Below are 19,689 nucleotides of genomic sequence, written 5' to 3' on the forward strand. Positions count from 1 at the left end.
CCATCGTGAATCCGACCCCGCCGCGCGAGCGCATCTGCATGCTCACCGGCGGCGGTTACCCGTATCGGCGGGACGCCCTCAGCGGATGGTGCCGAACTCTCGTCGAGGGGTTGCGCCGGTTCCGTTTCGAGTTGCTGACCGTGACCGATCGGGAACCGCCGCCGGCCCCCGCCTACCCGCTGCCCCTGAACGTCGGCTCGGCCCGGGCCGTCGCCATCCCCGGCGCCGTCGCGAGCCGGGCCGTGATCAAGAACGAGAGCCGGCGGGAGCGCAACGAGCGCCGCCGCACCGAGGCCGAGCTGGGTCAGGCGGCCGCCGGGCTGCTGTGCCGCGGGCTGATCCGCGAGGAGAACGACGTCGGGCGGGCGTTCGCGGACGGGCTGCGCCGGGTCGCCGAGCGCCCGTCGATGCTGCTCTCGCTGCCGCTGGCCGACGCGTTGCTCGAGGCCTGGCGCACGGGTGACGACCTGCCCCGGCTGAGCATGCGCGACGCCCGGACGGCGGCCAACCTGCTGCGGCACGCGCTCGGGGCGGTCACCGTCGAGGTTCCCGCGGCGGATCTCGTGCACTGTGTGGGCGGCACCACCCCGCTGCTCTCGGCGCTGGGCGGGCGCTGGCGGCAGGGTGTGCCGCTGCTGCTCACCGAGGCCCGGGCCGCCGTCGCCCGGCACAAGCCGCACGAGGACCGCCTGTCGCCGGCGGTCCGGACGGTGCTGCGCCGGTTCCGGGGTTCGGTCGCCCGCACCGGCTACGCCGAGGCGGGACTGATCGCGCCGCTCAGCGCGTACCACCACGAGTGGGCGCTGCGGCACGGCGCCCCGGTGGACAAGATGGTGGCGGTGCCGCCCGGGGCCGATCCGTCGGAGTACCCGGGCGTGGCCGAACTGGAGTCGGATCCGGCCGTGGTCTGGGCCGGCAGCGGCGGGCCGGACAGCGGCCTGTCGCCCTTGCTGGCCGCGTTCGAGCAGGTCGTGGCCGCGATGCCGGGAACCGTGCTGCATCTGGTGGGGGTGACCGCGGCCCACGAGGACTACTGCGCCGAGCAGATCGAGCGCTCCGGGCTGGGCCGGGCCGTACGCCTGCACCCGCTGCCCGCCGAGCGCGGCGACCGGTACACCCGGGCCCACGTGGTGGCCCATGTGCCGGGCCCCGCCGACCCGCCGTACCGGCTGGTCGAGGCCATGATGTCGGGCCGCGCGGTGGTCGGGGTCGACGTGGGACCGGCCGCCGAGACGCTGGGCGACGCCGGTGTGCTGGTGCAGCCGGGCGACCCGGCCGAGCTGGCGATCGCCGTCGTCGACCTGCTGCGGGCGCCGGCCCGGCGCCGGGCGCTGGCCGAGGCCGCCCGCGCACGGGCACTGACCCACTTCACGAACGACCGGGTGGTCCGCATCTACGGCGAGCTCTACGCCGATCTCGCGGCGCCGCCCCCGCCGCCCTCGTTCGAGCTGGCGCTGGCCGTGCCGGCCCCGCGGTCCGAGCCGCCGGTCACCCTGCGCTGGCTGGTCAGTGAAAGGCAGGACGGATGACGATCACCCCCGGCCGTACCCGCACAGCCTCCCGCCGTCCGCGCCGTCGCGTCCCCACCGGCCCGAGGCACAGCGTGCCCCCCACCTTCACCACCCCTCGTCCCGCGTACGCGATGACCCCGCCGCCCGAGGAACCCCGGCCCCCGGCCGAGGAACCGCAGCCGGCTCGTTCGCACCGCGCCCCCGCCCGCCGCTCCTACCTGCGGGCCGCGTTCGTGCGCTGCGCCCTCTATCTGGGCCCGCTCAGCGTGGCCGCGGCCGCCGCCGGCCCGCTGACCGACGTCCCGTGGCCGGTGCCGCTGGCCACGCTGCTGCTGGGCTGGGCCGCCGCGCAGGCGCTGACCAGCGCCGGCGTCTCGGTCGCGCGCCGGGCCGGGCCGGCCGCCGCCGCGCGTCTGGCCGGTGGCGGCTTCGCGGCCGTGGCCGGTCTGTGGTGCTCGCTGGTCTGGATCGCGCCGGACGCGCTGGTCGGCCCGCACCGGGGGCTGGCCCTGGTGATCGGCCTGGGCGGGCTGGGCACACTGGCCACGATCACCGCCGCCCTGGTGACCCGGACCGAGGCCGCCGTGGTCGTGTGGAGCCTGCCCTGCTGGCTGCTGGCCGGGTCGGCGCTGGCCGAGCCGCTGATCGGCCGGACGGCCGAGGTGGGCCTGCTGCTGCCGGCGGCCATCGTGGTGGCTCTCGTCCGGGCCTACCAGCCGGTCGTCGTGCCCGGCGCCCCCGGCCGCCGGCCCCGGCTCACCCCGGCCGAACTGCGCCGCAGCGGTGGCTATCTGGTGATCGGGGCGTCCCAGGCGGTCGTTCTGGGGCAGGTCTGGCAGGCCGGGCCGTCCGGCTCGACCGCGCCGTTCTGGCTGCCGCTGCTGCTGGCCGTGCCCATCCTCGAGGCGCTGATCGGCTGGCACACCGGCCAGGTCGAGGCGGGGCTGGACACGACCGAGAACGGCGCCGACTACCGCAAGCACGTCCGCAGCGTCACTCTGATCACGATCGTCGGGCTGCTGCCGCCGTTCGCGGTGGGGATCGCCCTGGCCCTGGCCGCCTATCAGCTGCCGGCCGCAAAGACCTCGGCCACGGTGCTCGGCCTGGCCGGCGGCACCCTGCTCGGCGGGGTCTTCGCCGTCACCTACCTGCTGGCCGCGCGCTCCCGCACCGCCGTCGCCGCCCTTCTGGCCGCCGCGCCGCCCCTGGTCACCGTGGCCCTGCCGCTGCTGCCGCTGCCCTCCTCCGGCCCCCTGCCGGACGCCGTCGCCGTGCTCGCCGCCACCCACCTGGCCGGCCTGCTCGTCGTGGCCCTGACCGCCCAGTCCGCACCCACCGCCGACGACTCCCGGAGAACATAGTGAAGACCCTGTTCCCCCCGTACGCCCATCCGTCGCCCGAGCTGCCGCTGGACGCCGACACCTGGATCGTCCGCGAGGCGCCCGGCGAACGACGGTCGCTGCACCAGTCGCTGGGCCGGGTCGACCTGGACTGGGGCAGCCGCTCGCTGGCCGACGTGCTGGCCGATGTGGACGCCTGGCGGGCCGACGGCGCCGAGGGTCTGTTCCTGGATCGGGCGCCGGCCGGTTCGGGCGGGGTCGGCCCGGTCGCGCTGACCGTGCGGCTGGCCGCCCGGCGCGGGCTGCACCGGGTGGTGCTCAACCCGGGCGTCCCGACCCATCCGCTCTACCGCGACCTGGGCGTGCGCATCTGCACCTTCGAGGGACCGTGGTCGACCTATCAGAACTGGGACGGCGACGGCTCGCGCCCGGGCGACGGGCACATCGTGCACGGCGTGCCGACCGCCATGCTCACCGCCGCCCGCCGGTTGATGGGCCGTCGTGGGGCCGGGTTCGGGCTGGCCACCGACGCCTCCCCGTACGTCAGCGCCGGATCGCTCGCGGGCGGGGCTGGCAGCGGGGACAGCTGAACGAGGAGCGGTTCATGAACTGCTCGCGCCGGATGACCGTGCCGCACCGGTGGCACGGCTCGCCCTCCCGCCCGTACGCGTTGAGCGAGCGGTCGAAGTAGCCGCTCTCGCCGTTCACGTTGACGTAGAGCTCGTCGAAGCTGGTGCCACCGGCCACGATGGCCTCGGCGAGCACGTCACGCACGTGGGCGAGCAACCGCCGTACGGCGGGCCTGGTCAGTTGATCTGTCGGCCGCGCGCCGTGCAGCTGGGCCCGCCAGAGCGCCTCGTCGGCGTAGATGTTGCCCACGCCCGAGATGAGCGTCTGGTCGAGCAGGGCCCGCTTGACCTCGGTGTGCTTGGCGCGCAGCCGGGCCACGAACAGCTCGTCGTCGAAGAGCGGGTCCATCGGGTCGCGGGCGATGTGGGCGATCTCGTCGGGCAGCTCGGCGCCACCCTCCGAGACGGACAGTCCGCCGAACGTGCGCTGGTCGACGAAGCGCAGCTCGGGACCGCCGTCGGTGAACGTGAAGCGGATGCGCAGATGCTTCTCGTCCTCGGCCTCGGCCGGCTGCATCAGCAACTGGCCGCTCATGCCGAGGTGGCCGATGATCGCGTCGCCCGAGTCGAGCGGGAACCACAGGTATTTGCCGCGGCGGGACACGTCGGCGATCGTGCGGCCGGTCAGCAGGGCGATGAAGTGCGCGTCGCCGGTCACGTGGCGGCGGATCGAGCGCGGGTGGTGCACCTCGACGGTCTTGATCGTGCGGCCCGTCACCCACTTGGCCAGGCCCTGGCGTACGGTCTCGACCTCGGGCAGCTCAGGCACTGCTTCTCCTCTTGAGAACTCACAAGGTGTAGGGCCAGACGGCGACCAGATAGGCGCCGTACCACAGGCCGAACAACGCCCAGGCCGCGATCGATACCACCGCGACACGCGGGCGGGCCCGGCCGGCGGCCACCGCGGCCGGCAGCAGCGTCAACAGTACGGGCACGAGCAACCGCGGCTTCGAGTGGTAGAAGCCGGCCTGGCCATAGACCAGCACCATGGCGATGACGCCGTACACGGCAAGCGGCAGCCAGGGTTTCTGGGCCAGCGCGACACCGGCCGCGGCCAGGGCGGCCAGCAGGATCAACGCCACGCTCACCGGCACCCAGCTGTCGCCCGTGCTCAGCGTCGTGCCCAGGAACGACAGCGTGCTCGAGCCGAAGTCGAAGGCGGTGCCCCAGCCCGCGGCCTGGATGCGGAACCACGCCGCCGGGTCGCCGACCCGCCAGCCGACCCAGGCCAGGAACAACGGCACCCCGGCCAGGGCGACGACCGCGGCCGTGATCGGCTGCCAGGCCTTGGCCCGCGACTCGCGGATCGCCGGCAGCGCGGCCACGGCCAGAGCCACGGCCGCGGCCGCTCCGGTCGGCCGGGTCAGCGCGGTCAGGAAGCCGAGCAGACCGGCCGCCCACCACACCCGCCGATGCGCGGCGACCAGCATCCCGGCCACCAGGGCGAGGAAGATCCCCTCCGAGTACGCCATGGAGAAGACGATGGCGACCGGGGCGCTGAAGCAGATCGCGACCAGCGCCCAGCCCGTCCGCTTGCCGTAGAGCGACGTGCCGAGCAGGTGCACCGCGACCGCCGCCCCGACCGAGGCGACCCAGCTGACCACCAGGGCGGCCGTCGACGCCGGGATGCCGAGCGCGGCCACGGCCCGGATGAGCATCGGATAGACCGGGAAGAAGGCCAGCTCGTTGCCCTGAAGCTGATTTCCCTCGTACGTGTAACCGTGCGGATAGCCGTCGACGGCGACCCGCAGGAACCAGCCCGCGTCCCACACCAGCAGGCGCTGCCGGATCCCGAGCGGCTCGTCGGCGGCCGCGTCCAGCCAGCCCAGAATGATCAGCTGGGCGATCCGGGTCAGCGCGAAGATGCCGACCGCGACGCCTGCCCCGCGCCACGCGCCGGCCTTGTCCCACAGCCTTTCCGTGGCGTCTTCCTCGGCCAGGCTCACTGACCGTTCTCATCCTCGGGCTTGTCGAGCAGGCTGCCGTCGGGCTCGCTGGTGCGCTCGGTCAGGATCCGCCAGGCCGCCGCGGCCGCCCGCTGCTCGGCCTGCTTCTTGCTGCGCCCCTCGGAGCCGCCGTAGCGCTCGCCCGCCACCACCACCCAGGCCGTGAACGTCTTGGCGTGGTCGGGGCCCGAGTCCTCGATCACGTAGTCGGGCACGCCCAGCCCCAGCGCGGCGGTGAGCTCTTGCAGGCTCGTCTTCCAGTCGAGCGCGGCGCCCCGGCCGGCCGACTCGGCCATCAGCGGGTCGAACAGCCGGTGGATCACCTCGGCCGCCACGTCCAGCCCATGCTCCAAGTAGATCGCCCCGAGCAGCGCCTCCAGCGTGTCGGCCAGGATGCTCGCCTTGTCCCGCCCGCCGGTCGTCTCCTCGCCCTTGCCCAGCAGCAGGTGCCGGCCCAGCCCCTCCGGGCCCAGACCGCGGGCCACGTCGGCCAGCGCGTGCATGTTGACCACGCTGGCCCGCAGCTTGGCCAGCTGGCCCTCGGGCAGGTCGGGGTGGTTGTGGAACAGCGCCGACGTGATCACGACGCCGAGCACCGAGTCGCCCAGGAACTCGAGCCGCTCGTTGGTCGGCAGGCCGCCGTTCTCGTACGCGTAGGAGCGGTGGGTGAGGGCGCGCTCCAGCAGGCCGGGCTCGAGGGGGACGCCGAAGGCCTCCTCCAGGGGCAGGGTCGGCGGCCGGCGGCGCTTGTCGTTCATGGAACACCTCGTTGTGTTTCGATCTCGGCCATCGCCGCGACCGCGGCTTGGCGATGCAGCTGGGCGGCGAAGGCGATGCCGGCGGCGAGGTCGTCGGCGGAGGCGGCGCCGTGGCAGACGACCACGGTTCCCTCGACGCCGAGCAGCAGCGCCGCGCGGGGCGGGACCCCTCGCGCCGGGTCGTGCGGCGGGCCGATTTCCGCGTACGCGGTCTCGAGCCCCTTGAGCAGCACGTTCCCGGTGAAGCCGTCGGTCACGACCACGTCGGCGATCGTGCCGGTGACCACGTCGTTGCCTTCGACCAGGCCGATGTAGCGGCCGCCGCCGGGCAGGTCGAGGCCGGCCAGCAGGGGCGGGAGTTCCCGGCGGAGGCGGTCGCCCTTGCCGCGTTCGGTGCCGATGGTGAGCAGACCGACGCGGGGCTCGGCCACACCGTGAACCACCGAGGCGTACGCGGAACCGAGCCGCGCGTGCATGGCGACCGTCTCCTCGTCGGGATCGACCGAGGAGCCCACGTCGAGCAGCACGAGCCGGCCGGCGGCGGTGGGCAGCACGGCGGCGAGAGGGGGACGGCGTACGCCGGGACGACGACCCAGACCGAGCGCGGCCGACGTCACGGTGGCACCGGTGTTGCCGGCCGAGAGCACGGCGTCGGCGGCGCCCTGGGCGACGGCGAGCACGGCCGACCGTACGCCGGACTCGACCCAGCTCTCCACGCGGTCGCCGGGAGCTATGGGCAGCGTGCTTATCCGGGCCTGTTCGCCCGGTGGCAGGGCGCGAAGAACCTCGCCGGCCGCTTCGAGCGGGCCGACGAGAAGCAGGTGAAGGGCCGGATCGGCCTGACAGGCGCGCAGAGCGCCGTCAACCACGACGGCGGGAGCGTGGTCCCCGCCGAGGAGGTCGACGGCGATCCGCGCGGTGCCCGGCTCCCCGACAGTGAGCTGTCCGGAAGCCGCGGCACCGATCGGTCGCCGTAGCTCAGGCGCGACCCGCCCGGTGATCGGGCGCGTCACTTAAGCGCGGCTCAGACCTCGAGGACCTGACGGCCGTTGTAGGTGCCACAGACCGAGCAGGCGGTGTGCGGCAGCTTCGGCGACTTGCACTGGGGGCAGGCCACGGTCTGGACCGCGGTCGCCTTCCAGTTCGCCCGGCGGGACCGGGTGTTGCTGCGCGACATCTTGCGCTTGGGGACGGCCACGGTACCTACTCCTCAGAATCTTTCGTCAGGTTGCGCAAAGCAGCCCAGCGAGGGTCGACTTCCTCGTGGCTGTGATCAGCCGGAAGATCGTCGAAGTGCACCCCACAGTCGGGGCACAGCCCTGGGCAATCCGGCCGGCACAGCGGGTTGGTCGGCAGCGTCAGCACCACCGCGTCCCGCAACGCCGGCTCCAGGTCGAGCAGGTCGCCCTGCATCCGGCCCACCTCGTCCTCGTCCGTCGTCTCCTCCGTGGTGCTGTCCTCGTAGGCGAACAGCTCCGCGATCTTGACGTCGAAGGACTCGTTGATCTCGTTGAGGCAGCGGCCGCACTCGCCGGAGAGCGAGCCACGGACATTGCCGCTGACATAGACCCCCTCGGAGACGGACGTGAGCGTGAGATCAAGCTCGACATCCGACCCCTGCGGGACCGAGATCAGCTCCAGACCGAGGTCGGCCGGTGCCGGGATCACCCGCTTCAGGGCACGCGTCGCACCAGGCTGCCGTGGAAGTTTCGTCGTGTCGACGACGAGCGGCTGCCTGGGGTCCAGGTGACTCTGCGGTGACTTGGGCATCGTTAATCCTCAGCCATGGGTAGGCCGACAGAAAAGGTTACCTGAGCTGCCGCCCTACCGTCGAATCCGGGTCGGTTCGAAGGACCCGGGCTCAGTTAGAACGGCAGAGGGCGCTCCGCGTCTTCCCCTTGGAAGGTTCCGATCTCGCGCAGGGCGTGCATCTTGTCCCGGCCACGCTCTATCGACGCCAGCGCCCGGGTCAGGAACTGCTCGAAGTTGGCCAGGGCGGTGTCGACGTAGTCGTCGACCTCTTCCCGCAGGCGCTGAGCCTCGGTGCGGGCCTCGGCGATGATCCGGGCCCCCTCGTGCTCGGCCGAGACCGTGATCTCGTTGACCGAGACCAGGCGGGCGTGTTCCGTCTCACCCTCGCTGATGATCCGGTCGGCCTCGCGGCGGCCGGCCTCGATGATCCGGTCGCGCTCGTCGAGCACGGCGGCCGCCTTGCGCAGCTCGGACGGGAGCTCGGCACGCAGGTCCTCGAGACGTTCGATCATCTCGTTCCGGTCGTACATGAAATTGGTCCGCGACATGGGCACGGAACGCGACTCCTGCACGAGCTCGATGATCTCGTCGATACGGTCGAGCGCATCCACCGGACTACTCCTGTCCTGTTTCCTGCCACTTTCCCCGCCACAGAGCGTGGTGCGATCACGTTACTGCGTCACCGCCCTCGGCGTGGCGGGCACGCCGAGGGGTCAGTTCTGCTTGAGGCGGGTCACCAGACGCTCGCCGACGAAGTCCGGGACGTACGCCGAGGCGTCGCCGCCCCACTTCACGACGTCCTTGACGAGGCTCGACGAGAGGAAAGAGTAAAGCGGGTTGGTCGGCATGAAGAGGGTCTCCACGCCCGACAACCCGATGTTCATCTGCGCCATCTGCAACTCGTAGTCGAAGTCGCTGACCGCGCGCAGGCCCTTGATCACCACGGCCGCGCCCTGCGACCGGCAGAAATCGACGAGCAGCCCGTGGAACGAGGCGACCCGGACGTTCTCGTACGAGGCGGTCGCCTCGCCGAGCATCTCGATCCGTTCCTCGATCGTGAAGAGGCCCGTCTTCGACTGGTTGATCAGCACCCCGATGATCACCTCGTCGAACAGCCGGCTGGCCCGGCCGACGATGTCGAGGTGGCCGTTGGTGACCGGGTCGAAGGAGCCGGGACACACCGCTCGTCTCATGATCGGCGACCGTACCAAAGCGTGGTCTCGCCGTAACGACGGCTGCGGTCGGCAGTGATGCCGTCCACCCAGGTCACCGCGCCTCCGCGGGTGGCCCGCTCGAGCACGACCACGGCGTCCGGGGTCAGCCAGCCGAAGTCGATCATAGATTGCTGCACGTCGATGAGGTCGCGGTCGGTCACGTCGTACGGCGGATCGGCGAACACGACGTCGTAGGCGCCCCCGTCCGGCGGGCCGGCCACCACCTGCGACACCTTGCCGGTGACGAGCCGGGCAGCGCTACCGACCCGCAGCGTCACGATGTTGTCGCGGATCGTGCGCGCGGCCCGGGCGTCCGCCTCGACGAGAAGGGCGTGCGCGGCGCCCCGGGACAGCGCCTCGAGACCGACCGCCCCCGAACCGGCATAAAGGTCGGCGAACCGGACGTCAGCAAGGTCGATCATGGAGTCGAGGGCACTGAAGAACGCCTCACGGACGCGATCCGTCGTCGGCCGGGTCAGCGCACCGGCCGGTGCGGACAGTCGCCGGCCGCCGTGCGCGCCCGCGATGATCCTGGTCATGAGCGCTCGCGCGGCTCTGCGGTGAACACGAGTCGAAGCTACTTCACCACTTACCGAGCGCAACGAAAGAGTGAACAAATCCGCAGCCGATGCACACGGAGAGCGTCGATACGCCTGCGATCCGTCCATCCAAAATCACGGATCCGCAACAACACCTTTAAGCGGCTCTGAGGGATTTCCCAGATTTCCATAAGTCGCTATGGTCAGGCGCTGTTGCTGACACTCCACCGATTGTCAGCTGTCGACGTGGGGAGGCGTCGTCGCAGGCCATCGCCCCTTTTCCGCCGGCGATCGGCCCGCCCGCCTTCTTGCGCCGTACCCCTGAGTTCCCCAGACAGGAGTAGGCGTGAACCTGCTGAAGTCCAAGCTGCGGCGTGCAACTGCCGCCGCTGCTGGAACGCTCATCGGCCTGGCCGGTGTCGCGTTCTTCGCCTCGCCCGCAAGCGCCCACAGCAGCTATGTCAAGGGCAGCGCGGAATGCGACACGACCACCGGCGAGTGGGTCGTCACCTGGAAGGTGAAGACCGACAACGGCAACGAGCCCGGCGCCGAGAACTACCGCTTCCTGCTCGTCGACGCCAAGCCGACCCCGGTCGACGGCATCGCCCACACGCCGGACGACGCCGACCCGGCGTTCCCGCACAAGAGCAACGAGGTGCTCGTCGGCACCCAGCGGGTCGACGGCCACGCCCGCGGCGCCCGCCTCGAGGTCCAGGTCAAGTGGAGCGACGAGTACGTCCAGTTCGAGCACCAGGTCGGCCGGGTCTGGTTCCACGGCAAGTGCTCCAAGGAAGAGGCGCCGCCGACCGCCAAGCCGGACGCGTCGCTCGCCTCCACCTGTGACGGCGTGACCGTCACCCTGACCAACGGCGAAGACGCCAAGGCCGACGCCGAGTTCGTCGTCGAAGGCTCGGGCGGCTTCACCAAGAACGTCACCGTCAAGCCCGGCGACGAGCCGGCCACTGTCGAGATCCCGTCCGAGCAGGCCGGGAAGGTCGTCGTCACCGAGAAGTCGGCCGACAAGCCGCTGGTCGAGGGCAAGTGGGAAGAGCCCAAGGACTGCACCCCGCCGCCGTCCGGTGGCGAGGCCGAGGTCGGCTACGAGGTCGGCTGCGACTCGATCCTGTTCGGCATCGACAACAGCAAGGGCGACGAGGACATCACCCTGGCCCTCACGCCGAACAAGGGCAAGGCCGTGACCCTGGTCGCGAAGCCGGGCGAGACCAAGACGACCGAGATTAAGGGTCAGAAGGGTCTCATCGTCAAGGCCTCGATCAACGGCGAGGCGCAGAAGCCGGTGAACTTCGACGAGGAGAAGCCGGAAAACTGCGAGACGCCGTCGACCCCGACGCCGACCCCGACCGAGTCGACCCCGGGTGAGGGTGGCGGCCTGCCCGTCACCGGGCCGGTGGCCGGCAGCATCGCTGGTGGCGCGGCCGTCCTGCTGATCGCTGGGGCTGTGCTCTTCTTCCTGGCGCGTCGTCGCAAGGTGAAGTTCACCGCCTGATCGCCGCTGGGTTTCTAAAAGGCGCACCGACCTTTGGTCGGTGCGCCTTTTCGTTGTCTGTCTGGGGGACGGTTTGGGGGCGGGGATGGCCCACTCCGGGCGGTCAGGCTTGATCCCTGCGTGGGCCATCCCCGCCCCCAAACCTTGGGCCGCTTGCGGGTGGGTGCATGGGCCGGGGGGAAGGTCTCCTGCGTTACTAAGGGGGCGGCTCTCATCGCCTCACGAAGGCGGGAGCCTTGGGCGGCTCACACGTTGGGAAGCCTCCGCCTTGCCGGTTGGGAAGCCTTTCTTGCCTCAGATTTGTGGTGGGGGGAAGGAGCCGTCGGGGGTGGGGCGGTACTCCTTGACGTCGGACACCGCGTTGAGCGGCAGCGGCGCGTACAGGTGCGGGAAGGGGCTGCCGTCGGCGGCCGGTGGGTCGCCCTGTTCCCAGGTGATCGGGACTGGTAAGCGGGACTCGTCGATCACCAGCAGCAGGAGGTCGTTGCGGTCGCGGAACAGGGCTGTGGCGGGGATGTGGACCTGGTGTTCGGTGGAGCAGTGGATGAAGCCCTGGGTGGCCAGGGTGTCGCCCTCGTAGACGCCGGCCGCCTGGGCGGCCTCCCACGCCGCGCGCGGCACGATGTGCAGGATCATCTCGTCAGCCCTTTTCCAGGTATTCGGCTCGGTCTTCGTCCACCAGGGCGGCTACCGAGGCGGCCAAGGCTGGGTATTTGGTCAGGTCGGGGTCGTCGCCTACCAGGTCGGCGGCTTCGGAGCGGGCCTCGGTGATCAGTTTGGCGTCGCTGATCAGGGAGAGCAGGCGCAGGTGGGAGTGTTTGCCGGACTGGGAGGCGCCCAGCACGTCGCCCTCGCGGCGTTGTTCGAGGTCGATCTCGCTCAGTTTGAAGCCGTCGGTGGTGGAGGCCACGGCGGCCAGGCGTTCGCGGGCTGCGGTGCCCTCGACGGACTCGGTCACCAGCAGGCAGATGCCTGCGGCGGAGCCACGGCCCACGCGGCCTCGTAGCTGGTGGAGCTGGGAGACGCCGAAGCGGTCGGCGTCCATGATGACCATGACCGTGGAGTTGGGGACGTCCACGCCGACCTCGATCACCGTGGTGGCCACCAGCACGTCGAGGTCGCCGGCGGCGAACTTGCGCATCACGGCGTCTTTCTCGTCGGCCGGCAGCTTGCCGTGCAGGATGCCGATGCGCAGGCCGTGCAGGGGGCCCTCTTCGAGGATGGGAGCGACCTCGAGGACGGCCAGGGGTGGGCGGCGGGCCGGCTCGTTGTCGCTGGGGGGCTCCTCTTCCTCGCCCTCGGCTGTGCCGATGCGCGGGCAGACCACGTACGCCTGATGGCCGGCCTGCACCTCCTCGCGCAACCGGCGCCAGGCGCGGTCGAGGAAGGCCGGCTTCTCGGGCGGCACGACGTGCGACGCGATAGGAGAGCGGCCCCGCGGCAGCTGCGACAGCACTGACGTCTCGAGGTCGCCGTAGACGGTCATGGCGACCGTCCGCGGGATCGGGGTGGCCGTCATGACCAGCACGTGCGGCGGGCGGGCGGCCTTGGCCCGCAGGGCGTCCCGCTGCTCGACGCCGAACCGGTGCTGCTCGTCGACCACCACCAGGCCCAGGTCGTGGAAGTCGACGCCCTCGTAGAGCAGAGCGTGCGTGCCGATCACGATGCCGGCCGTGCCGTCGGCCACCTTGGCCAGCGCGGCCCGGCGGGCGACGGCGCCGAGCGAGCCGGTGACCAGCGTGAGCTGGGTGCCGGCGGGGTCGCCGTCGATCTCGCCGGCCCGGCCCAGGGCGCCCAGCTGGGCGCTGATGCTGCGGTAGTGCTGGGTCGCCAGCACCTCGGTCGGGGCGAGCAGGGCGGCCTGGCCACCCGAGTCGACCACCTGGAGCATCGCGCGCACCGAGACCAGCGTCTTGCCCGAGCCGACCTCACCCTGCAGCAGCCGGTGCATGGGATGGGGCTGAGTCAGGTCGCGCGAGATCTCTTCACCGACCGCGGCCTGCCCCTCGGTCAACTCGTACGGAAGGCTCGCGTCGAACTTGGCCAGGATGCCGCCCTCGACGCGGGGACGGGCCCGGCCGGGCGCTGCGGCGGCCCGGGCGCGGCGCTGCACGAGGGTCAGCTGGACGGCGAATGCTTCGTCCCACTTGAGGCGGTACTTGGCGGCGTACAGGGCTTCTTTGGAACTTGGACGGTGGATCTCACGCAGGGCGGTGCCGATGCCGCCGAGATTGCGTTTGGCCCGGACGGTGGCCGGCAGCGGGTCGGCGGGCGGCTCGAACGTCTCGAGCAGGGTGCGCACGCAGCGGGCGATGACCCAGGTGGGCACGGCCTGCGCCGCCGGGTAGACCGGGATCAGGGCGCCCGCGAACTCCTCGATCTCTTCGGCCGCCTCGTCCTGCGTGGCGTCGACGGCGAGCAGTTGATAGGCCGGGCTGACCAGCTGGCGCTTGCCCCGGAAGTCGGAGACCTTGCCCGCGAACAGCCCCCAGCGGCCGCGCTTGAGCTCCCGCTCGCGCCACGCCTGGCCGAAGAAGGTGCAGGTGAGCGTGGCCCCGGAGTCGTCGCCGATGGTGAGCTCGAGGATGTTGCCCTTGCGCTGGCGCATCGGCTTGACCTGCACCGACTGGATCTGGGCGAGCACGGTGGCCTGCTCGCCGATCTGCAGGCCCCCGATGGCGGTCTCTTCGCCGCGCTCGTCGTAGCGGCGCGGGAAGTGGTAGATGAGGTCGCCCGCGGTGTGCAGGTCGAGGTGGGTGGCCAGCGCCTTGGCGTCGTTCTTTTTCAGCACCTGCTCGAGCGGGGTGCCGGTGGTGGTTCTGGTCTCGCTCATTCCACTCCAACCAGCAGGTGGTAGCGGGGTTGCCCGCCCGTGTAGCAGTGCAGCTCGACGAAGGGCCAGGCCCGGCCGGCGTGCTCGCGCAGGGCCGGTTCGAGCGCGGCCGGGGCGTCGGCCCCGAGAACGAGGGTGGCCAGTTCGCCGCCGCCGCCGAGCATGCGGTCGAGCAGGCGGGCGCTGACCTCGGCCAGATCGTCACCGATGACGTGCACCTCACCGTCGACCAGGCCGAGCAGGTCGCCCGCGCGGCAGGGACCGGCGACGGTGAGGGAGTCGCGCTGGGCGGTGCAGACCTCGCCGTAGCGGCAGGCGCCGGCCGCCTCGGCCATGGCGATGACGTCGTCGGCGAAGGGGCGCAGCGGATCGCGGACGGCCAGCGCGGCCAGGGCCTGCACCGGCGACCGGGTGGGGACGACGCTGACCCGCAGCCCGGCGGCCTCGGCCTCACGGGCGGCCGACAGGGCGACGGCTTGGGTGTTGGCGTCGTTGGGCAGCAGCACGACGCAGCGGGCCCGGGAGGCCTCGATCGCCGCCAGCATCTCCCCCGTCGACGGGTTGCGGCCGACGACGGTGGCCCCCTCGGCCTCGAACAGCGCGGTCAACCCGTCGCCCGCGGCCACCACGACGGCCGCCCGCTCGTGATGGTGCCGGGCGCCGTGGTCGTGCTCGTCGAGCGGGGTGACGCTTATGTCGTACGGTCGTCCGGCGCGCACACCCGCCTCGATGGCCGGGCCGATGCCGGCCGCCGGCACATGAACGTGCACATTCCACGTGGCGACGCCGGGATCCCCGGTGCCGACGACGACCAGCGACTCGCCCAGCGCGTCCAGCTGCCGCCGAAGCTCGTCGACCGCCGCCGCCTCGGCCTCGAGCAGATACTGCACTTCGTAACCCCACGAGCCCTCGCCCCGCGGCTCTTGTTGCCCATCGAACCCGCCGCCGTCAGCCCGGACGTTGCCGAGCCCAGCCGCGAGGACTTCGCCAAGCCCCTCAATGTGGCCGTCAGCATGGGCCGCGGCTCGGCTTTCGCTGTGGCCGACGACAGCGGCAGCGACCTCCGGCGCGGCCCGGCCGGCCGGCGACGACAAAGCATCGACCAGAGCCTCCAGCAGGACGACCAGGCCGCGGCCGCCGGCGTCGACCACACCGGCGCGGGCCAGGGCGGGGAGCTGCTGCGGTGTGCGGGCCAGCGCCTCGGCGGCCGCCCGCGCGGCGGCCCGGGCCACGGCCAGCAGGTCGTCGGACTTGATGCGGGCCGCGGCGTCGGCGGCCGCGGCGGCCACCGACAGCACGGTGCCCTCGACCGGCCGGGCCACAGCGGCGTACGCGGCCTCGGAAGCCGACCGCAGAGCCCGAGCCAGCTCGCCACCCCGGACGGCGGCCGCGGCGGCGACGCTGTCGGCCATGCCGCGCAGAATCTGCGAGACGATCACGCCCGAGTTCCCGCGCGCGCCCAGCAGAGCGCCACGGGCCATGCGGCGAAGGGCGTTGCCTGGAGCCGGTGCCGTGATGTCAACCGGCTCGGACGCCTCCAGAGCCTCTTGCGCCGACGTGAGCGTGAGCACCAGGTTGGTGCCGGTGTCACCGTCGGGCACGGGATAGACGTTCAGCTCGTCGATCTCGCGCTGGTGGGCCCGCAACGCCCGCAGGCCGGCGCCGCACCAGCGGCGGACGGCGGCGGCGTCCAGGGTCTCGAGCACGCGAAAATCGTACTAACCACTACCGACAACTTCTCGTCACGAGCGGGGGCGTCGGGGGCGATTGGCTGTTCCGGGGCGGCATCGGGTAACCTTGCCGGGTTGCCTGCGCGGCGGTGTTCGCTGGGCGCCTTCAAGTTCTCGTTTCGACCCAGGAGTTACCCGTGGCTAGCGTGTGCGACGTCTGTGGCAAGGGACCGGGCTTCGGCCACAACGTGTCCCACTCGCACCGGCGGACCAACCGCCGCTGGAACCCGAACATCCAGTCGGTGCGCACCCCGGCCGGTGGCGGCACGACCAAGAAGCTCAAGGTCTGCACCTCGTGCATCAAGGCCGGCAAGGTCGTCCGCGCCTGATTCAGCTTGTGCGATAACCCCTCAGCCGTCCGGCTGAGGGGTTATCCGTGTTTCTACAGTTCTTTCCCGTACGAGAGCACGCCCTCGTGCCCCTTGTAGTAGCCGAAGTCCTCGATCCGCGCGTAGCCGGCCGACTCGTAGAGGCCGATCGCCTCGGGCTGCCGGTCCCCTGTCTCCAGGATCACGCGGCGGCAGCCGGCCGCGCGGGCCGAGTCCTCGATCGCGGTCAGCATGCGCCGGCCCAGACCCCGCCCCCGGGCCGTGCGCGCCGTGAACATGCGTTTGAGCTCGGCGTCGTCGCCGTGGCGGCGCCAGGCGGCACAGGCCACCAGGCGCTCGCCGTCGTCGGCGACGAGGAAGGCGCCGTCGGGCGGGGTGAAGTCGGCGGCGGCGATGGGCGTGTCGTCGCCGGAACCTCCGTAGCGCTCCGAAAGCTCATCCATCACGTCGACGAGCAGGGCCCGGACCGCCGGTTCGGTGTAGCCGGCCTGCCGAATCTTGAGTTCTTGCACAACGGGCCAGCGTAATCAGCGGAAGTGGTCCCAGCCCACCGGGCCGCTCCACGGCTTGCGGTCGACGGTGACGCCGGTGCCCTCGTGCACCACGCCGATCGCCTGCCAGCCGGGCGGGAGCGGCGTGCCGGGCGGGAACGTGGCGGCCAGCGCGTGATCGTCGCCACCGCCGAGGATCCACTGCAGCGGATCGACCCCGAGCGCGGCCGCCGCGTCCAGCATCTGCCCGGTGACCTCGAACGCGTCGCTGCTCACGTCGACGCCGACCACGCTGGCCCGGGCGATGTGGCCGAGGTCCTGCAGCAGGCCGTCGGAGACGTCGATCATCGCGGTGGCCCCGGCCTGGGCGGCGGCCGGGCCCGCGGCGTACGGTACTTCGGGTCGCCGATACGCCTCGACCAGCGCTTTCGGCGTACGGAACCCGCGCGACAGCACCGTGTAGCCGGCCGCCGCGTAGCCGATCCGGCCGGCCAGCGCGATCACGTCGCCGGGTTCGGCCCCGCTGCGCAGCACCGGCTTGCGCCCGCCGAGATCGCCCAGGGCGGTCACGGCGATGGTCAGGGTGGGGCTGGCCGACATGTCGCCGCCGACCACCGCCGCCCCGACCAGGGCGGCCTCGTCGGACAGGCCCCCGGCCAGGTCTTCGGCCCAGCTGACGTCGAGGTCGGTCGGCGCGCACAGCCCGACCAGCAGAGCCGTCGGGGTGGCGCCCATGGCGGCTATGTCGGCCAGGTTGGCGGCGGCCGCCCGGTGTCCCACGTCCGCCCCGGAGGACCAGTCGCGGCGGAAATGGCGGCCTTCGACCAGCACGTCGGTGGAGGCCACGATCCGTCCGTCGGGCGCGGCGACGATCGCGCTGTCGTCCCCGGGACCCAGCAGCGTCGTCGGACCGTTCTCGAGCCGGGCGACCACCCGGGCGATGAGCCCGAACTCCCCGGCCTCGGCGATGCTCACTTGAGTGGCCTTTCGTTCCTGATGCGGCCCGCTGTCACACGGATCCTTACGGTAGTTTCACGTTCGGGTTACGGCGGAGGCGGAATGGAGTCGGAGCGTGGTACAGGCATACATCCTGATCCAGACCGAGGTCGGAAGGGCCCATGACGTGGCCGCCGCGATCGGCAAAATTCCTGGTGTGGTGCGGGTCGACGCTGTCACGGGCCCTTACGACGTGGTGGTTCTGGCCGAGGCGCACACGGTGGACGACCTCGGTGGCCTCATTGTGAGCAAAGTCCAGTACGTACCCGGCATCATGCGGACGCTCACCTGCTCCGTGGTAAACCTCTGACCATGGTCGACGTGGAGACACCCCCGGCGAAGCCGGCGAAATCGACGACGGATCCGGCGACGCGCCGGGCCGCCCTGTGGGCCACGGTGATCGCCGTGCCGATCGCCGTGATCGTCGGTCTGGTGGCGTTCTCGCAGTTCACGCCGGACGACAGCGAGCCCGCCGCGGCGCCGTCGGCCTCCGCGCCGGCCCCGGTGCCGACCACGCCGGTGCAGCTGGCCGCGGCGAAGCTCGATGCCGGTACGACGCAAGTTTGTCTCGCCGTGACCTCGCAGCTGCCGACCGAACTGCGCGGGCTCACCGGCCGCAAGGTGACCGCCGGGCCCGAGCAGAACGCAGCCTGGGGCGAGCCGCCGATCACCCTCGAATGTGGTGTGACGCAGCCCACCATGTGCGAGCGGATCGACGGCGGCCACGACGGCTGTGTGCCGCTGGACTCGACGATGCTGGCCATGGACGGCGTCTGCTGGTGGGCCAAGGACGGCCCGGCCACCGACGTCTTCACCACCATGGACCGTGAGGTCGCCGTGCGGGTCAGCGTGCCCGGCAGCTACGAGCAGACCGGGCAGTGGGCCAACGAGTTCTCCGAGCCGGTGGTCAAGACCGTGAAGTCGACCACCAAGGGCGTCCCCAGCGGCTGCAAGGGTTAGTGCAGGCCCGATCCGCGCCGGAGGGCGGTGCGGATCAGCCGGTCGACCACCTTGGGGTACTCGAGGCCGGTGGCCGCCCACATCAGCGGGAACATCGACGTCGGCGTCATGCCGGGCATCGTGTTGATCTCGTTGAGGTAGATCTGGTTGTCAGCCGTGACGAAGAAGTCGACCCGGGCCAGGCCGGCGCAGTCGAGCGCGGTGAAGGTGCGGCGCGCGTACTCCTGCACCTGGCTGGTCACCTCGGCGGGCAGGCCGGCCGGGATGTCGTAGCGGCCGCCGTCCAGGTATTTCGCCTCGAAGTCGTACCAGTCGGCCGAGTCGACGTGGATCTCGGCCAGCAGGGACGCCTCGGGGGCGCCGCCGGCCTCGCCCTCGAGTACGCCGCACTCGATCTCGCGGCCCACGACGGCCGCCTCGACGAGCACCTTGGGGTCGATCTCGCGGGCGATGGCGACCGCCTTGTCGAGGTCGGCCCAGTCGGTGACCTTGGTGATGCCGTGCGAGGAGCCGGCCCGCGCGGGCTTCACGAAGACCGGGAGGCCCAGTCGCTCCTTGTCCTGCTCACCGAGGTCGGCGCCGGCCCGCAGAACCGCGTACGGGCCCACCGGGATGCCCTCGGCGATGGCCAGCTTCTTCGTGAACTCTTTGTCCATGGCCGCCGCCGAGGCGAAGACGTTGGCCCCCACGTAGGGCAGGCCGGCCATCTCGAGCAGACCCTGGATGGTGCCGTCCTCGCCGTAGGCGCCGTGCAGCACCGGGAAGACCACGTCGACCCCGGCCAGCGACGAGACGCCGTCGACGGGCTCGCGCACGATCAGCTCGGTGGCCGTCGGGTCGGCCGCCAGCACGACCGCGCTGCCGCTGGCCGCGGTGATCTCGGGCAGCTTGCGGTCGGCGATGGCGAAGGACGACGGATCGGCCGCCGCGACCACCCAGCGGCCCTCACGCGTGATGCCGACGGGAAGCACCTCGTACTGGTCCGGGTCGAGCGCGCGCAGGATGCTGCCGGCGCTCACGCACGAGATCCCGTGTTCGCTGCTGCGACCGCCGAACACGATCGCGACGCGGGTTTTCCGAGGGGTCGTCACTTTCTTTGGGCCTCTCGCTAGCGGGCATGCCGGGGGGAACCCTACTCTGCGTTAGCCACTCGC

General features: G+C 71.7%; 21 protein-coding genes and 1 pseudogene. 7 read left to right on the forward strand and 15 right to left on the reverse strand.

Going from position 1 to position 19,689, the window contains the following annotated elements; all coding sequences use genetic code 11:
- Window positions 1-5: 5 nt before the first annotated feature.
- Genes OWR29_RS20215 through OWR29_RS20225 form a run of 3 tightly spaced genes read left to right on the forward strand, consistent with a single transcriptional unit; the run spans window position 6 to window position 3,441 of the window.
- On the forward strand, window positions 6-1,529 hold the full coding sequence (locus OWR29_RS20215) for a DUF3492 domain-containing protein (RefSeq protein WP_267564509.1): 1,524 nt from the start codon (window positions 6-8) through the stop codon (window positions 1,527-1,529).
- Window positions 1,526-2,872 (forward strand): hypothetical protein, encoded by a 1,347-nt coding sequence (locus tag OWR29_RS20220; RefSeq protein WP_267564511.1) that lies wholly within the window; start codon window positions 1,526-1,528, stop codon window positions 2,870-2,872. The genes OWR29_RS20215 and OWR29_RS20220 overlap by 4 nt, the downstream gene beginning before the upstream one ends.
- Window positions 2,872-3,441, forward strand: coding sequence for a spherulation-specific family 4 protein (locus OWR29_RS20225; RefSeq protein ID WP_267564513.1), 570 nt, complete (start codon window positions 2,872-2,874; stop codon window positions 3,439-3,441). Before OWR29_RS20220 ends, OWR29_RS20225 begins: the two co-directional genes overlap by 1 nt.
- Here the strand turns inward: OWR29_RS20225 and mutM are convergent.
- The 9 genes from mutM to rsmD form a co-directional block, all read right to left on the reverse strand.
- Entirely contained in the window at window positions 3,395-4,249 is an 855-nt protein-coding gene (mutM, locus tag OWR29_RS20230) for a bifunctional DNA-formamidopyrimidine glycosylase/DNA-(apurinic or apyrimidinic site) lyase (RefSeq protein ID WP_267564514.1), read from the reverse strand. The genes OWR29_RS20225 and mutM overlap by 47 nt on opposite strands.
- 19 nt (window positions 4,250-4,268) lie before the next feature.
- The gene (locus tag OWR29_RS20235; RefSeq protein WP_267564516.1) at window positions 4,269-5,426 is read right to left on the reverse strand and encodes a hypothetical protein; all 1,158 of its coding nucleotides are present in this window, start codon (window positions 5,424-5,426) and stop codon (window positions 4,269-4,271) included.
- A complete protein-coding gene (gene rnc, locus OWR29_RS20240; RefSeq protein WP_267564517.1) occupies window positions 5,423-6,184 on the reverse strand; it encodes a ribonuclease III in 762 nt (253 codons plus the stop codon). The genes OWR29_RS20235 and rnc overlap by 4 nt, the downstream gene beginning before the upstream one ends.
- Window positions 6,181-7,149, reverse strand: coding sequence for a phosphate acyltransferase PlsX (locus OWR29_RS20245; RefSeq protein WP_267565091.1), 969 nt, complete (start codon window positions 7,147-7,149; stop codon window positions 6,181-6,183). The genes rnc and OWR29_RS20245 overlap by 4 nt, the downstream gene beginning before the upstream one ends.
- A 59-nt stretch (window positions 7,150-7,208) precedes the next feature.
- Window positions 7,209-7,382 (reverse strand): 50S ribosomal protein L32, encoded by a 174-nt coding sequence (gene rpmF, locus OWR29_RS20250; RefSeq protein ID WP_221375975.1) that lies wholly within the window; start codon window positions 7,380-7,382, stop codon window positions 7,209-7,211.
- A gap of 5 nt (window positions 7,383-7,387) precedes the next feature.
- Window positions 7,388-7,954, reverse strand: coding sequence for a YceD family protein (locus OWR29_RS20255; protein ID WP_267564521.1), 567 nt, complete (start codon window positions 7,952-7,954; stop codon window positions 7,388-7,390).
- A gap of 95 nt (window positions 7,955-8,049) precedes the next feature.
- The gene (locus OWR29_RS20260; RefSeq protein WP_267564522.1) at window positions 8,050-8,547 is read right to left on the reverse strand and encodes a hypothetical protein; all 498 of its coding nucleotides are present in this window, start codon (window positions 8,545-8,547) and stop codon (window positions 8,050-8,052) included.
- A gap of 102 nt (window positions 8,548-8,649) precedes the next feature.
- Window positions 8,650-9,129, reverse strand: a complete 480-nt coding sequence (coaD, locus tag OWR29_RS20265; protein ID WP_133874798.1) for a pantetheine-phosphate adenylyltransferase — start codon at window positions 9,127-9,129, stop codon at window positions 8,650-8,652.
- The gene (gene rsmD, locus OWR29_RS20270; protein WP_267564524.1) at window positions 9,126-9,689 is read right to left on the reverse strand and encodes a 16S rRNA (guanine(966)-N(2))-methyltransferase RsmD; all 564 of its coding nucleotides are present in this window, start codon (window positions 9,687-9,689) and stop codon (window positions 9,126-9,128) included. Before rsmD ends, coaD begins: the two co-directional genes overlap by 4 nt.
- Window positions 9,690-10,035: 346 nt before the next feature.
- Here rsmD and OWR29_RS20275 point away from each other — a divergent pair, with 346 nt between their 5' ends.
- Entirely contained in the window at window positions 10,036-11,196 is a 1,161-nt protein-coding gene (locus OWR29_RS20275; RefSeq protein ID WP_267564526.1) for a cell wall anchor protein, read from the forward strand.
- A 294-nt stretch (window positions 11,197-11,490) separates the two neighbouring features.
- On the opposite strand, the gene OWR29_RS20280 is transcribed toward OWR29_RS20275, so the two are convergent.
- Genes OWR29_RS20280 through OWR29_RS20290 form a run of 3 tightly spaced genes read right to left on the reverse strand, consistent with a single transcriptional unit; the run spans window position 11,491 to window position 15,735 of the window.
- A complete protein-coding gene (locus tag OWR29_RS20280) occupies window positions 11,491-11,832 on the reverse strand; it encodes a DUF952 domain-containing protein (protein WP_267564527.1) in 342 nt (113 codons plus the stop codon).
- A 4-nt stretch (window positions 11,833-11,836) separates the two neighbouring features.
- Window positions 11,837-14,029, reverse strand: a complete 2,193-nt coding sequence (recG, locus tag OWR29_RS20285) for an ATP-dependent DNA helicase RecG (protein ID WP_267564530.1) — start codon at window positions 14,027-14,029, stop codon at window positions 11,837-11,839.
- Window positions 14,026-15,735, reverse strand: a complete 1,710-nt coding sequence (locus OWR29_RS20290) for a DAK2 domain-containing protein (protein ID WP_267564531.1) — start codon at window positions 15,733-15,735, stop codon at window positions 14,026-14,028. The genes recG and OWR29_RS20290 overlap by 4 nt, the downstream gene beginning before the upstream one ends.
- Before the next feature lie 161 nt (window positions 15,736-15,896).
- On the opposite strand from OWR29_RS20290, the gene rpmB reads away from it, so the two are divergent.
- Window positions 15,897-16,088, forward strand: coding sequence for a 50S ribosomal protein L28 (gene rpmB, locus OWR29_RS20295; RefSeq protein WP_026207002.1), 192 nt, complete (start codon window positions 15,897-15,899; stop codon window positions 16,086-16,088).
- A gap of 53 nt (window positions 16,089-16,141) precedes the next feature.
- Here rpmB and OWR29_RS20300 read toward each other — a convergent pair whose 3' ends face one another.
- Together OWR29_RS20300 and OWR29_RS20305 are read right to left on the reverse strand one after the other, a co-directional pair.
- The gene (locus OWR29_RS20300; protein ID WP_267564535.1) at window positions 16,142-16,600 is read right to left on the reverse strand and encodes a GNAT family N-acetyltransferase; all 459 of its coding nucleotides are present in this window, start codon (window positions 16,598-16,600) and stop codon (window positions 16,142-16,144) included.
- A gap of 15 nt (window positions 16,601-16,615) precedes the next feature.
- A pseudogene (locus OWR29_RS20305) lies at window positions 16,616-17,557 on the reverse strand (thiamine-phosphate kinase); the annotation flags it as partial.
- 94 nt (window positions 17,558-17,651) lie between these two features.
- Between OWR29_RS20305 and OWR29_RS20310 the strand changes: the two are divergent.
- Together OWR29_RS20310 and OWR29_RS20315 are read left to right on the forward strand one after the other, a co-directional pair.
- A complete protein-coding gene (locus OWR29_RS20310) occupies window positions 17,652-17,885 on the forward strand; it encodes an Lrp/AsnC ligand binding domain-containing protein (protein WP_133874791.1) in 234 nt (77 codons plus the stop codon).
- A 2-nt stretch (window positions 17,886-17,887) separates the two neighbouring features.
- Window positions 17,888-18,535, forward strand: a complete 648-nt coding sequence (locus tag OWR29_RS20315) for a DUF3515 family protein (RefSeq protein WP_267564537.1) — start codon at window positions 17,888-17,890, stop codon at window positions 18,533-18,535.
- On the opposite strand, the gene OWR29_RS20320 is transcribed toward OWR29_RS20315, so the two are convergent.
- The gene (locus OWR29_RS20320; protein WP_267564539.1) at window positions 18,532-19,626 is read right to left on the reverse strand and encodes a D-alanine--D-alanine ligase family protein; all 1,095 of its coding nucleotides are present in this window, start codon (window positions 19,624-19,626) and stop codon (window positions 18,532-18,534) included. The genes OWR29_RS20315 and OWR29_RS20320 overlap by 4 nt on opposite strands.
- Between the last annotated feature and the right edge of the window lie 63 nt (window positions 19,627-19,689).

The sequence above is a fragment of the Paractinoplanes pyxinae genome (assembly GCF_026626335.1).
Lineage (GTDB): Bacteria > Actinomycetota > Actinomycetes > Mycobacteriales > Micromonosporaceae > Actinoplanes > Actinoplanes pyxinae.